13 protein-coding genes are annotated in these 13,075 nt (G+C 72.8%); 7 read left to right on the top strand and 6 right to left on the bottom strand.

The features are described from left to right. Window positions 1-577: 577 nt before the first annotated feature. Window positions 578-1,765, bottom strand: a complete 1,188-nt coding sequence (locus tag GA0074692_RS19295) for an endonuclease (RefSeq protein ID WP_091646612.1) — start codon at window positions 1,763-1,765, stop codon at window positions 578-580. A gap of 167 nt (window positions 1,766-1,932) precedes the next feature. Here GA0074692_RS19295 and GA0074692_RS19290 point away from each other — a divergent pair, with 167 nt between their 5' ends. Then, a complete protein-coding gene (locus GA0074692_RS19290; RefSeq protein ID WP_091646611.1) occupies window positions 1,933-3,819 on the top strand; it encodes a metallophosphoesterase family protein in 1,887 nt (628 codons plus the stop codon). Window positions 3,820-3,878: 59 nt separating this feature from the next. Here GA0074692_RS19290 and GA0074692_RS19285 read toward each other — a convergent pair whose 3' ends face one another. From GA0074692_RS19285 to GA0074692_RS19275, 3 genes are read right to left on the bottom strand one after another with little or no spacing between them, the layout of a single operon-like run. Next, window positions 3,879-4,589, bottom strand: a complete 711-nt coding sequence (locus tag GA0074692_RS19285; protein WP_218106692.1) for a YqeB family protein — start codon at window positions 4,587-4,589, stop codon at window positions 3,879-3,881. Window positions 4,590-4,591: 2 nt separating this feature from the next. After that, window positions 4,592-5,389: an ABC transporter permease gene (locus tag GA0074692_RS19280; protein ID WP_425413344.1), complete on the bottom strand. Its 798-nt coding sequence runs from the start codon at window positions 5,387-5,389 to the stop codon at window positions 4,592-4,594. Next, on the bottom strand, window positions 5,386-6,285 hold the full coding sequence (locus GA0074692_RS19275; protein WP_091653741.1) for an ABC transporter ATP-binding protein: 900 nt from the start codon (window positions 6,283-6,285) through the stop codon (window positions 5,386-5,388). Before GA0074692_RS19275 ends, GA0074692_RS19280 begins: the two co-directional genes overlap by 4 nt. Before the next feature lie 133 nt (window positions 6,286-6,418). Between GA0074692_RS19275 and GA0074692_RS19270 the strand changes: the two genes are divergently transcribed. From GA0074692_RS19270 to GA0074692_RS19255, 4 genes are all read left to right on the top strand, one after another. Further along, window positions 6,419-7,675, top strand: coding sequence for a sensor histidine kinase (locus GA0074692_RS19270; protein ID WP_091646610.1), 1,257 nt, complete (start codon window positions 6,419-6,421; stop codon window positions 7,673-7,675). Then, window positions 7,654-8,364 (top strand): response regulator, encoded by a 711-nt coding sequence (locus GA0074692_RS19265; protein ID WP_176738502.1) that lies wholly within the window; start codon window positions 7,654-7,656, stop codon window positions 8,362-8,364. Before GA0074692_RS19270 ends, GA0074692_RS19265 begins: the two co-directional genes overlap by 22 nt. 122 nt (window positions 8,365-8,486) lie before the next feature. Further along, window positions 8,487-9,128 carry a DUF6642 family protein gene (locus tag GA0074692_RS19260; RefSeq protein WP_091646609.1) on the top strand — a complete coding sequence of 214 codons (642 nt, stop codon included), beginning with the start codon at window positions 8,487-8,489 and terminating at the stop codon, window positions 9,126-9,128. 21 nt (window positions 9,129-9,149) lie between these two features. Continuing rightward, window positions 9,150-9,614 carry a PPOX class F420-dependent oxidoreductase gene (locus tag GA0074692_RS19255; protein WP_091646608.1) on the top strand — a complete coding sequence of 155 codons (465 nt, stop codon included), beginning with the start codon at window positions 9,150-9,152 and terminating at the stop codon, window positions 9,612-9,614. A gap of 94 nt (window positions 9,615-9,708) precedes the next feature. Here the strand turns inward: GA0074692_RS19255 and GA0074692_RS19250 are convergent, their stop codons facing one another. After that, window positions 9,709-10,350, bottom strand: a complete 642-nt coding sequence (locus GA0074692_RS19250; protein WP_091646607.1) for an NAD(P)-dependent oxidoreductase — start codon at window positions 10,348-10,350, stop codon at window positions 9,709-9,711. Window positions 10,351-10,523: 173 nt separating this feature from the next. Beyond that, entirely contained in the window at window positions 10,524-11,756 is a 1,233-nt protein-coding gene (locus GA0074692_RS19245) for a serine hydrolase domain-containing protein (protein WP_091646605.1), read from the bottom strand. Window positions 11,757-11,817: 61 nt separating this feature from the next. Here GA0074692_RS19245 and GA0074692_RS19240 point away from each other — a divergent pair, with 61 nt between their 5' ends. Continuing rightward, window positions 11,818-12,411 (top strand): pentapeptide repeat-containing protein, encoded by a 594-nt coding sequence (locus tag GA0074692_RS19240; RefSeq protein ID WP_091646603.1) that lies wholly within the window; start codon window positions 11,818-11,820, stop codon window positions 12,409-12,411. Between the two features lie 112 nt (window positions 12,412-12,523). Next, window positions 12,524-12,973 carry a pyridoxamine 5'-phosphate oxidase family protein gene (locus GA0074692_RS19235; protein WP_091646601.1) on the top strand — a complete coding sequence of 150 codons (450 nt, stop codon included), beginning with the start codon at window positions 12,524-12,526 and terminating at the stop codon, window positions 12,971-12,973. Window positions 12,974-13,075: the final 102 nt, after the last annotated feature.

Below are 13,075 nucleotides of genomic sequence, written 5' to 3'. Positions count from 1 at the left end.
GAAGCCGGCCGAGGAGCCCTTGGTCCACGAGCTGCTGTACGGCCAGTTCGGCCCCCAGGCCCGGTAGCCGTAGTAGACCGTTCCGCTGATCCCGGCGGCCCGCAGCGCGGCGACGTCCACGGTGGTGCTGAACACCCCGGAGGCGTCCCGGGTGAGCAGGTAGGAGGCGTTCTCGGCGGTGCCGGTGGGGGTGGCGTAGACGTTGACGGTCATCCGGGTGGCGGCCGACGAGTACACCCGGAAGGTGATCCGGGAGCCGGTGCCGTCGTAGCGGGCGCCGAGGGTCCGGGCGTCGATCGCGGCGGTGGCCGGTGGTGGCGTGGTGACCAGGGGCGCGGCCACGACGGTCAGCGCGGCGCAGAGCAGGGCGGCGAGGGTGGCCCGGACGCGCCGGGCTCGGGGTACGGACATGGCCATCTCCGACGTCCGGGGTTCTGCAAAATCTTGCAGCGATTGCCGGAAAGATAACAGTCGATTTCAGCCTGGTAAAGAGCGTCGATGCGTCACGGCCGGTCCCGGAGTCGTCCGGGGCCGGCCGTGGGGTGCTGCGGGGCCGACCGTGGTGGTTGCCGCCGGGTCAGCTCCAGATCGAGGCGGCCCACTCCGGGTGGTCGATGAACGGGTTGCGGTTGCCCTGCCAGCGCTCGTAGATCCGCTGGTTGCGGCGCTTCTCGAAGGCGTCCGGCGGGTCGGCCTGGTGCCACTGGAGCAGCACCGACATCTTCCCGTGGTACGGCGCGCTGCCGTTGTTGACCGAGTTGTTCAGCTCCAGGTTCGGCCAGCCGTCGGTGCCCTCGTACCGGATGGCCATGTACATGATCATCCGCGCGACGTCACCCTTGACCGCGCTGCGCGGCTCGAACGAGTCGGCGTCGGTGTAGCTGCCGGGGGCCTCGCTGACCGGGCTGCCGCCGTTGTCGAAGTCCTTGTTGCCCCGGGTCGAGTTCACCGAGACGTCCTCCGGGCGCAGGTGGTGCACGTCGGTGCCCGGCCCGGTCGAGGTGCCGAAGTCGCCGTGCGACTTGGCCCAGACGTGCTCGCGGTTCCAGTCGTTGACCCCGCCGCCGTTGGTGCTCTTGCTCTGCGAGCGTCCGGAGTAGAGCAGGATGACGTTGTTCGCGTTCGCCGGGTCCTGGTCGGTGTCCTTGAGCGCTTCCCACACCTGGTCGTAGGAGATCTTCGTCTGCACCTTGATGATCGAGTGCAGCGAGCTGCGCAGGGCGCTGCCGGTCTTGCCGATCGCGGTGGCGTAGTACGTGTCGTCGTAGCCGCCACCCGGGGTGGTCGTCGTCGGGCTCGGTGTCGGTGACGACGTCGGCGGTGGTGTGCTGCCGGCGAGGCTCATCGCGGTCGGGTCCTTCAGCCCGCCGTGGGCGAAGTACGCGGTCAGCGTGCCGGTCGTGGTGACCAGTTTTCCGCGCAGACTGGGATTGGTGAGCAGCCCGAACGTGCTCCGGTACGCGGCGGTGACCTGGACGTAGAGCATCCGGCCCGTGCTGGTCTCACTGGCCGAGTCGGCGATGGCGATCGCGGTGTCGGCGGTGAAGCCCGACCGGAGAACCGTCGTGGTGGACGTGGGCTGGCCGATGACGTACCCGGTCACGGTCGCCGTGCGGCCGTCCTGGGCGGCGAGCGCCTGGGCCACGGTGAGGGGGGTCGCGGCCGAGGCCGACGTCACCACGACGGGCACCGCCACCCCGACGGCCAGTGCGACGGCGGCGACCATCCGCCCGGTCCGCGAGCGGACCATGCTCCTAATATTCATACCCAGCGATGCTATCGGCATCGACATGAACAGTGGGAGATCCACGGGGCAACATTCCATGCCGGATACCGGACGTCAGGTGCCGACCGCGCGGGTTAACCGCGCCGCGCGGTGCTGTTCACCTGCGCGGGGACTGGCCGTCAGCGCTCCCTGCTGAGGTGCAGGTCATGACCGAGAAGCACGTTGGCGACGCCCCCGTCGACGACTCCACAAGCCTCACCCGCCGTAACGTCCTCACCCTCGCCGGCGGCGCTGCCGTGGCCGCCGGGGTCGTCGGTGCCGCCGGTGTCGCCGTCCCGGCCGCCGCCGCGCCCGGTGCCGCCGGGTCGGACGACGCGCCCGCTCCCCGCCTCGGCGGCCGGCCGCTGCTCTGCGAGCCCTACCTGCTCGACCCGCAGTCGAGCGGCGTCCACGTCGTCTGGCACACCGAGGAGCACGGCACCACCCAGGTGGTGCTGGTCGGCTCGGCGGTCGCCGCCCTCGACGACCAGTCCGTCCTCGATGCGGCCACCGGCAGCAGGGCCGCCGGCTCCGGCTGGCGTCGGGTCGTCGCCGAGACCACCCGGCTGAGCCGTACCCGGGAGGACGCCTCCTCGGCGGTCCCCGACCGCAAGTACAGCGCGGTGCTGGACCGGCCGGTGTACCGGCACCTGGCCCGGGTGACCGGCCTGCGGGCCGGCGAGCGTACGCCGTACCGGGTGGTCTCCGTCGACCACCTGGGTCGGGCCACGGTGACCGCCGCCTACTCCCTGGCCCCGGCGGTGCCCCGGCGCAAGCCGGTCCGCCTGCTGCTCACCAGCGACCACCAGCTCAAGACGATGACCCCGGCCAACCTGGAGAAGGTCGCCGAGACCGCCGGGGTACGCCTCGACGGCGTCCTCGTCGCCGGGGACCTGGTCAACGTGCCGGACCGCGCCAGTGAGTGGTTCGACAGCACCACCGGCCTGGCGTTCTTCGCCGGGCTGACCGGGCGGGCCGAGCGGACGATCGCCGGGCGCACCTACCGGGGCGCGCCGCTGATCCAGCACTCGCCGATCTACCCGGCGATCGGCAACCACGAGGTGATGGGCCGCTGGTCCGACACGGCCGGCCTGGACAGCCAGTTCAACGACCCGCAGCCGATCGAGGTGGCCCGCCGCCGCTGGCAGGAGACCCGGCCGGCCGGCATCGACGAGCAGACCTGGCTGGCCCAGCAGTCCTGGGACGTCACCACGTACGAGGAGATGTTCCCGTACCCGCGCAGCGCCGAGGGCGGACCGCGCTGGTGGTCCCGGACCATCGGCGACGTGCACCTGATCACCCTCTTCGCCACCCAGATCTGGCGTTCCGGGGCGGCCAACACCCGGGGCAAGTTCTCCGAGGCCCCGGCCGACCTCGCCGACGAGTCGAAGTGGGGCTACGGGCAGTTCATCTTCGAGCCGGTGCGGAAGGGCTCGCGGCAGTACCGCTGGCTGGAGCGGGAACTGGCCTCCAGCACGGCCCGCCAGGCGAAGTACCGGGTGGTGATGTACCACCACCCCGGCCACGGCCTGGGCGACAACTCCGCGCCGCCGTTCACCGACCCGGTACAGACGATCACCCGTGACCCGGCGACCGGCGCGGTGACCGGGGTGAGCTACCGCTACCCGCTCGCCGACGACCACATCCTGCGCGACCTGGAGCCGCTCTTCTCGGCGGGCGGGGTGAACCTGGTCCACAACGGTCACTCGCACCTGTGGAACCGGTTCCGCAACGCCGACGGGGTGAACTGGCTGGAGACGTCGAACGTCGGCAACAGCTACGGCGCGTACGACGCGTCCAGCGGGGCGTCCCGCAACCTGCCGGAGAACCCCGACCACATCCGGCAGGGCGACCCGGGTGGCCTGACCCCGGTGGTGCCGACCATCGCGCCGCTGACCGACGCCGCCGGCAAGGCCCTGCCCTACGTGTCCAGTAACGACATCACCGTCTTCTCGCTGCTGGACTCGGCGGCCGGGGTGGTGCGCTCGTACCGCTTCGACACCCGTCAGCCCAACTCGGCGGTGGTGCTCTTCGACGAGTTCCCCCTCGCCTGATCCCGTTTCGCGCAGGGGCGGCCCGGACCACGGGCCGCCCCGGTCTCCCGCCACGCCCGTCAGCGACGGACCAGCCGGAAGTACTGCCGCTTCGACTCGTCCCGGACGACCAGGCCGAGGGCGGCCAGTTCCCGGCGCAGCTCCCGGGCGTCGTCGCGCCGGTCGTGCTTCAGCGCGTCCTGCCGGGCCCGGAGCAGCGCGTCCGCCCCCGGCGGAAGGTCGGGCAGGCCGGGCACCCAGCGCCGGAACATGCCCCGATACGGGTCCTCGGCCAGCCACCGGTAGCCGTGAGCGAGGAACGCCGCCCGCAACCGCCGGTCGCCCAGGTCGCACGACTCCCGGAACAGTTCCTCGTCGACCGGTCCGAGCAGGACGAGCTGCCGGCCGTCCAGGAACACCGCGCGGACCTCTGCCCGGCTCAGCTCCTGCTTCTCGTCCCGGTGGCGCAGGGTCACCCGGTCGGGGGCGACGGCGACGACGAGCCGTTCCCACGTCCCGACCCCGGCGAGCGCCAGCCCGGCGAGGGCACCCACCACCACCGCCCCGACGGTGACCTGCGGCTCGGGCAGCGAGGCGACCAGTTCGAACAGGCGCCGGGCCGGGACCCAGGACCACCCGGCGAGCCGGTCCACGACGGTCGCCAGCAGCCAGCCGGCCCCCGCGCCGAGCAGCGGAAACCCGCCCCAGAGGAGGGCCAGCTCACCCGCGCCCCCGCTGACCACGACCGGCGCACCCGGGTCGGGGTGCGCCGGTACGGTGTCGCCCGGCACGGTCAGGACACCTCGCGGCGCATCGTCCGGACCAGCCCGACGACCAGCGGCGCGACCAGCCACAGCAGCAGGGACGTGCCGAGCCGGGCCCACTGCCCACCGGTCATCTCCGGGGAGATCAACGGCCCCATCGTGACCGTCGTGTCCAGCCACTCCGCCGGTGTCCGCAGGGCCTTGATCAGTCCCCCGAGCACCGACCAGACGGTCGGCAGGACGAAGTACAGGACGATCGCCAGCGGGGTGTTTCCCAGCAGCAGACCGAAGGCGATCCCGATCAGCACGTTCGCGACCTGGAAGACGGCGGCGTGCCAGAGCAGCGCTCCCGGCACCGACCAGGTGCCGGCACCCCCGGTGAGGTCGGCGATCAGCGTGCCGACGGCGGCCACGGCGAGGCTGGCCACGACCGACAGCAGCGCCGCGACCACCACCGCCGCCAGCTTCGCGAACACCACCCGGTGCCGTGCCGGGACCAGGGCGAACGTGGTGAGCGCGGTCCGTTGCGACCACTCTGAGGTCACCGACAGGATGCCGAGGATGGGCAGCAGGATCCCGACCGGCAGCAGCGTCGACTCGAAGAAGGGCCGGAACGTCTGCTGCTCGGCGGGGGCCACGAACAACTGCACCGTGACGATCGCGACGGCGGCGAGGCCGATCACGATCAGCAGCCACAACCCGGCCCGGGTATCGGCGAGCTTGCGCAGCTCGACTCCGGTGAGCTGGAACAGCGAGGGACGGCGGTCGGCCGCCGTGGACCGTTCGCCCACGGGTGCCGGGCTGGTGAGGGTGCCGGCGGTGCTCACGCGGCGACCTCCTGGTTCGAGTCGGTGGCGGTCAGGGTGAGGAAGAGCTGTTCGAGGCCGCCGCTGCCGGCCGGGCGCAGCTCGGTCAGCGCGACCCCGGCGTCGGCGGCGGCCTGCCCGACCGCCCCGGCCTCGGCTCGGACCAGCAACCCCCCGTCGGTGCTGCCGGTCACGGAGAGGCCGGCGGCGGCCAGGGCACCCCGCAGGGCCTGCGGATCCCGGGCCCGGACCAGGGTGCCGGCCCCGGCCAGCAGCTCGTCCTTGCCGCCCTGGGCGACGATCCGGCCGCCGCCGATCACCACCAGCCGGTCGGCCACCGCCTCCACCTCCCGCAACAGGTGCGAGGAGAGCAGCACCGTGCCGCCCCGGTCGGCGAAGTCGCGCAGCAGGCCGCGCATCCAGAAGATGCCCTCCGGGTCCAGGCCGTTGGCCGGTTCGTCGAGGATCAGGATCCGGGGGTCGCCGAGCAGCGCGTGCGCCAGGCCGAGCCGCTGCCGCATCCCCAGCGAGTACGCCCGTACCCGGCGTTTCGCTGCGGCCGGGCCCAGCCCGACCCGCTCCAGCATCGTCGGGACCCGCTGCGGGTCAACTCCCATGGTGCCGGCCGCGACGGTCAGCGCCTCCCGCCCGGTACGCCCGGCGTGCTGCGCCGAGGCGTCGAGCAGCACGCCGATCCGCCGGCCCGGGTTGGGCAGCCGCCGGTAGGGCACCCCGTCGACCGTCGCGCTGCCCGAGGTCGGCGGAGTGAGACCGCAGATCATCCGCATGGTGGTGGACTTGCCGGCCCCGTTCGGGCCGAGGAAGCCGGTGACCGTCCCCGGCTCGCAGCGGAACGACACGTCGTCCACGGCGGCGTGCGGGCCGTACCGCTTGGTGAGGTTCTCGACCGTGATCATGGAACGAGCCTGCCCGCGCCACCCGGACCGGCGCTGCGGCCGAGAGACCACCATCGCCCATACCTTGGTCGGTGCCCAGGTGTCGACTTTGGTCGACTGCCGCCGCGCCGGTGACGCTCCGTAGCATGGGGCCATGTCCAGCACGGCGGTCGTACCCGAACACCCGTGGTTGCTGCCCGGGGCGCTGGCGCCCACGACCGGGGTGGCCCGGCGGCAGCGGCGCACCACCCGTGACTGGCTGGTGGACATCCTCTGCTGCCTGATCTCCCTGGCCTGGGTGGCGTGGGCGACGGCGGACACCCGATCGGCGAGCCCGGAGTTCTCGATGCCGCCGCCGTACCCGTGGATGGTCGCGGCGGACGCGGTGCTCGGCCTGGTCGCCACCGCCCTGCTCTGGGTACGCCGCCGCTGGCCGGTCGGCCTGGCGGTGGCCACCCTGCCGTTGACCCTGTTCTCGCTGGCCTCCGCCGCGCCCTTGGCGATCGTCTACTTCACGGTGGTGGTGCACCGCCGTACCGCCGTCGCCCTGGCCTACACCGGGGCCACCCTCGCGACCAACCTGGTCTTCAGCTACCTGCGGCCCGACCCGAGTCTGTCGTACTGGGGGACCGTCGTGTGGGGCGTGGTGATCACGCTGCTGGTGCTCGCCTGGGGGATGTTCGTCCGGGCCCGCCGGCAACTGGTGGTGTCGCTGCGCGAGCGGGCCGAGCGCGCCGAGGCCGAGCAGCAACTCCGGGTCACCCAGGCGCGACAGGTGGAGCGCACCCGCATCGCCCGCGAGATGCACGACGTGCTCGCCCACCGGATCTCCCTGCTCAGCCTGCACGCCGGGGCGCTGGAGTTCCGCCCGGACGCGCCGCCGGCGGAGGTGGCCCGGGCCGCCGGGGTGATCCGCAGCAGCGCGCACGCCGCGCTCCAGGACCTCCGTGAGGTCATCGGGGTGCTGCGCGCCGAGCCGGCCGCCGTCGAACCGGCCGCGCCGGAACGCCCGCAGCCCACCCTCGACGACGTGCCGGCGCTGGTCGACGAGTCCCGGACCGCCGGGGTCCGGGTCGACCTGCACGACCGGGTCGACCAGGCCGGGGCGGTCCCGGCGGCGGTGGGCCGCAGCGCGTACCGGATCGTGCAGGAGGGGCTGACCAACGCCCGCAAGCACGCCCCCGGCGCGGTGGTCGCGGTCGGTCTCGACGGCGGTCCCGGGGAGGGACTGAACGTCGAGATCCGCAACCGCTGGCCGGTGGGGGAACGCCCCCACCCGGAGATCCCCGGCACCGGGACCGGCCTGGTCGGGATCGCCGAGCGGGTACACCTGGCCGGCGGCCGGCTGACCCACGGCCGCGACGAGTCCGGCGACTTCCGACTGGCCGCGTGGCTGCCGTGGCCGGCGTGAGCGACATGGCCGCCGACCCGACTCCGGTACGGGTGCTCATCGTCGACGACGACCCGCTCGTCCGGGCCGGGCTGTCGATGATCCTCGGCGGGGTGCCGGACCTGCGGGTGGTCGGCGAGGCGGGGGACGGCGGCGAGGTGCCGGCCGCCGTCGAGGCGTACGCCCCGGACGTCGTGCTGATGGACATCCGGATGCCCCGGGTGGACGGGCTGGCGGCCACCGAGGCCCTTCGGGCGCTGCCGGACCCGCCGGAGGTGCTGGTGCTGACCACCTTCGACGCGGACGACCAGGTGCTGCGGGCGCTGCGCGCCGGGGCGGGCGGATTCCTGCTCAAGGACACCCCGCCGGCCGAGATCGTGCAGGCGGTGCGCCGGGTGGCGGCGGGCGAGGCGACCCTCTCGCCGACCGTCACCCGACAGTTGATCGCGCACGTCACCGCCGCCACGCCGGCCGAGACCCGGCCGGACCCGCGCCGGGACCGGGCGCTGCGGCTGCTCGCCGGGCTGAGCCAGCGGGAACGGGAGGTGGCCGTGGCGCTCGGCCGGGGACGCACCAACGCGGAGATCTCCGCCGAGTTGTTCATGAGCGTGGCGACGGTGAAGGCGTACGTCTCCCGGCTGCTGACGAAGCTGGAGCTGAACAACCGGGTCCAGGTGGCCCTGCTCGTGCACGACGCCGACCTGGTCTGAAGCGGGCGAGCCGCCACCGGTGGGATGGCCCGACGGTCCGCTTGGTCCCGCATCCCGAGCCGGGTGCGGCGGTTCCGCCCCGGCGGCGGTAACGTCACGGAGCGGGTGACGCAGGAGGTGGCATGGCGCGCGGGGGGATCTTCTGCCTGGAGGGCCAGTGGCACCGTGACCTGTACGAACGTGGCTCGGTGCTGCCGACGCTCGAGCTGCTGGAGCGGCTCGGCCGGATCCGGTTCATCCACAAGGACGCCGCCACGCCTGACGAGCTGAACTACTTCCTCGACCGCTGGCTGCTCAAGCAGTACGCCGACTACCGGGTCGGCTTCTTCGCCATGCACGGTGAGCCGAGCCGGCTCTGCCTCACCGACTGGCACTCGGTCGAGCTGACCGACGTCGCGGAGCGGATGGCCGGTCGGTGCACCGGCAAGCGGCTCTACTTCGGCAGTTGCTCGGTGCTGCGCGCCTCCACACCGGTGCTGCGGGAGTTCCTGTCGGTCACCGGGGCGGCGCTGGTCTGCGGGTTCACCCGCGAGGTCGACTGGGTCGAGTCGGCCGCGTTCGAGACCGTGCTGCTCGACGTGCTCGCCAATGGTCGCCGGCACAACGCCGCCGAGCTGCGCATGGGGTCGGCACACTGGGCGCCGCTCGCGTCGTACCTGGGCTTCCGGGTGATCTACGCCAACGGCCGGGAGTGGCGGCCGGCCGCCCGCCCCCGCGTGCCCGCCCAGCCGACCGGGGAGCGCGTTGCCGAGCGCCCCCGGTGAGGCGGCTGGTAGAAACGAGCGATGGCACGCAGCATCGCGACGAACACCCAGGTCGACCGGGCGGCTCTGGTCGACTTCCTCACCCCACGGCACCGCGCCGTGCTGATTACCACGCGGGCCGACGGCCGGCCGCAGTCCTCCCCGGTGACCTGCGGCGTCGACACGGCGGGCCGACTGGTCATCTCGACCTACCCGGAGCGGGCCAAGGTGCGCAACGTCCGCCGCGACCCGCGCGTCTCCGCCTGCGTGCTCTCCGACGACTGGAACGGACCGTGGGTGCAGGTCGACGGCACCGCCGAGGTGCTCGACCTGCCGGCGGCGCTGGAACCGCTGGTGGAGTACTTCCGGTGCATCTCCGGGGAGCACCCGGACTGGGACGAGTACCGGCAGGCGATGCTTCAGCAGGGCAAGTCGCTGATCCGGGTCACCATCGACAGTTGGGGCCCGCTCGCGACCGGTGGCTTCCCGGCCCGGCTGGCCGACTGACCCGGCGGCGGGCTCTCGGCCCGCGGTGCGCCGACCGCCGGCGTGTCCGGCGCGGGCCAGTGCGTTCGGCGTGGGACAGGGCGTCCGGCGTGGGTCAGTAGGCCACGGTGAACCGGGTGTTCAGGTGGCGGGGATTCTCGATCTCGTCGACCACGGCCACCGCCAGGTCCTCGTACGACAGCACCGAGCGGCCCTGCGGGTCGGTGACCGGATGGTCGCCGCCGGTGCGGTAGTGCCCGGTGCGCTCGCCCGGATGGAACTCCAGCGGCGGCGGTGAGACGTAGGTCCAGGGCACGCCGTCGGTCGAGGCGCGGTAGCAGTCCAGCGCGTCGGCCTGGCCCAGGGCCGGGTCGCGGTACTGCTCGGGAAAGTCCGGCGCGTCCAGGAACCGGGTGCCGTTCGGGGCGAGCAGGGTCGCCCCGCCGCCCAGGTGGATGACCCGGGGCGGGTCGGGCAACCCACGCAGGGTGGTCATCAGGGTCCGGGCCGCGTCCGCCCAGAGCGTCCGCTCGCCGCCGCCGACCGCGACGACCAGCACGTCCGCCTCCGGCGCGAGTTCCCGTACGCTGCGCGCCGAGGTGACGTCGCCGGTGACCACCCGTACGCCCGCCGGCAGGTACGAGGTGGCCTCCGGACGCCGTACCGCGGCGGTGACCCGGTGTCCCCGGTTGAACGCCTCGGCGGTGACCCGGGAACCCGCGGTGCCCCCGGCACCGAACACGACGATGTTGCTCATGACCGCCTCCCGGCCGACGGACTGGTCCGCCTCCAGGCTAGGGAGCGATCCGGTGCCCAGGCGGCGGAACGCCGATCCCGGCCCGCAGCCGCTGCCCGGCCCGGTCTGGCCTGTCCCGACTTCAGTCGACCAGGGTGGATGCCGACTTGAGTCGACCAGGGTGGATGCCGACTTCAGTCGACCAGGGCGGAGTAGACGAGTTGGCGCAACTGGGACCGCAGCGGGTAGGTGCTCGACGGCATGAGCTGAGTGAACAGCAGCGCGGTGACCTCCTCGGCCGGGTCCACCCAGAAGGCGGTGCTGGCCACTCCGCCCCAGTAGTACTCGCCGACGCTGCTCGGCACCCGCCCCGGGACCGGGTCCTGGATCACCGCGAAGCCGAGGCCGAAGCCGACCCCGTCGAAGATCGACTCGGCGAAGCCGCCGGTGGACAGGGCCGCCAGGTCCTGCCCGCCGGGCAGGTGGTTGCGGGCCATGAAGCGCACTGTGCGCGGACCGAGCAGGCGCGTCCCGTCCAGCTCGCCGCCGCGCAACAGCATCTGGGTGAAGCGGTGGTAGTCGTACGCGCTGGAGATCAGGCCGCTGCCGCCGGCGAGCAGGGTGGGCTTCTGTCGGGCGAGCGCGCCGAACTGGTCGTGCCGCAGGATCCGGCCGGTGCGCGGGTCGGGCACGTAGAGCGCGCCGAGTCGCTCGGCGTGGTCGCCGTCCACCCACCAGTGCGTGTCGGTCATGCCGAGCGGACGCAGGATCCGGTCGGCGAAGAAGTCGTCGAGGCGCTGCCCGGAGACCACCTCGACCAGCCGGCCGAGCACGTCGGTGGCGACCGAGTAGCCCCACGCGCTGCCCGGCTGGAAGAGCAGTGGCAGTTCGGCCAGGGCGACCGACGCGGCGGCCAGGTCCATCCCGGTCGGCCAGTGCAGGTCGTAGCCGGCCGCCCGGTAGAGGTAGTCGACCACCGAGGTCTGCATGAAGCCGTACGTCAGACCGGCGGTGTGGGTGAGCAGGTGCCAGACCCGGATCGGCTCGATCGCCGGCACCGTGTACGGCTTGAGCGCCGACCCCTTGTGGTAGACGCGGACGTCGGCGAACTCGGGCAGCCACCGGCTGATCTCGTCGGTCAGCTCGAAGTGGCCCTCCTCCCAGAGCATCATCGCGGCGACCGAGGTGACCGGCTTGGTCATCGAGTAGATCCGCCAGAGCGTGTCCGGGGTCACCGGAGCGCCGGCCTCCGCGTCGCGCAGCCCGTATGTCGAGGAGTGCGCGATCTGCCCGCGCCGGGTCACCACGATCTGCCAGCCGGCGAGCTGCCCCGCGTCGACGTACCGGCGGAAGTGCCCGTCGATCCGGGCCAGCCGGGCCGGGTCGAAGCCGATCTCGTCCGGGTCGATGTTCCGTGCCACGTCCACGACAAACGAACCTACTAGCTGGTACGGGTTCCCCGGAAGGGGTGCTACTAGGCTCGGCGTCGTGCTGGAGCTGACCGAGGACGCGAGCTTTCGCCACGAGGACTGGTACGGCGAGGAGATCGTCGACCGGCACTTCGTGCGCTGCTCGTTCCAGGAGATCGACCTGACCGAGGCGACCACCCGGGGCGCGGTGTTCACCGAGTGTTCCTTCGGCGGCGTACGCTTCAACGCCTCCCGGCACGTCGACTCGGCGTTCACCCGGTGTGTCTTCACCCGGTGCGTCCTGTTCGATACGGAGTTCACCGGCTGCAAGCTGGTCGGCAGCAGCTTCGCCGAGTGCGAGCTGCGTCCGTTGCGGGTCGAGGGCGGGGACTGGTCGTTCGTCGCCCTGCACAAGGCCGACCTGCGCGGCGCGCGCCTGACCGGCGTACGGATGCGGGAGGTGGACCTCAGCGGCGCCGACCTGACCGGCGCGGTCCTGACCAACGCGGACCTCTCCGGCGGGCACTTCACCGGCGCCCGCCTCGACCGGTGTGACCTGCGGGGCAGCGACCTGAGCGCGCTGGACCCGACGGCGGTCCAGCGGGCCGGCGCGATCATCGAACCGGACCAGGCGATGGTGCTGGCCCGGACGCTGGGCTTCGAGATCCGCTGACCGGCGCGGGCCGGGGATGCCCGCTGGCTGGTGTGGCCGCGCCATGGCTTTCAGCGGAACGCGTCGGGAAAGCTGCCACAGGATGTCAGGCTGGGCTGCCATCCTCGTCGACATGGCATGGTGGTCGGATCTGGTCGATGAGGAACCGGACTTCGCCGAGCGGGTGCGGGCCCGCTTCGCGGTCCGCAAGCACGGCACGATGGCGACGCTGCGGCGGGACGGCTCGCCCCGGATCAGCGGTACGGAGTTCCAGTTCGAGGACGGGGACCTGCGCCTGGGCGGCATGCCCGGCGCGCTCAAGGCACTCGACCTGCGCCGCGATCCCCGGGTCGCGCTGCACTGCCCGACCGAGGACACCCCCGAGGACGACCCGTCCTCCTGGGGCGGGGACGCGAAGATCGCCGGGATCGCCCACGAACTGCCGGCGCCGGAGGACGGTTCGCACCGGTTCCGGATCGAGTTGACCGAGGCGGTGCTGACCCGGGTGGGACAGCCGGCCGACCACCTGGTGATCGAGAGCTGGCACCCCGGGCGGGGGCTGCGTAGCCAGCGCCGTCACTGACGGCCGGGCGCGCGGGTGGCACCCGGATCGGGACAGTTTGTCCGTCGCGGTGCGTCGACCGGATCGTAACTTTCCGTTGTGGAGATTCGACGATTCAGGGAG

Source organism: Micromonospora pallida (assembly GCF_900090325.1).
Lineage (GTDB): Bacteria > Actinomycetota > Actinomycetes > Mycobacteriales > Micromonosporaceae > Micromonospora > Micromonospora pallida.
Note: the sequence above shows the minus strand (reverse complement) of the source record. Positions and strands in the feature narration are given on the sequence as shown.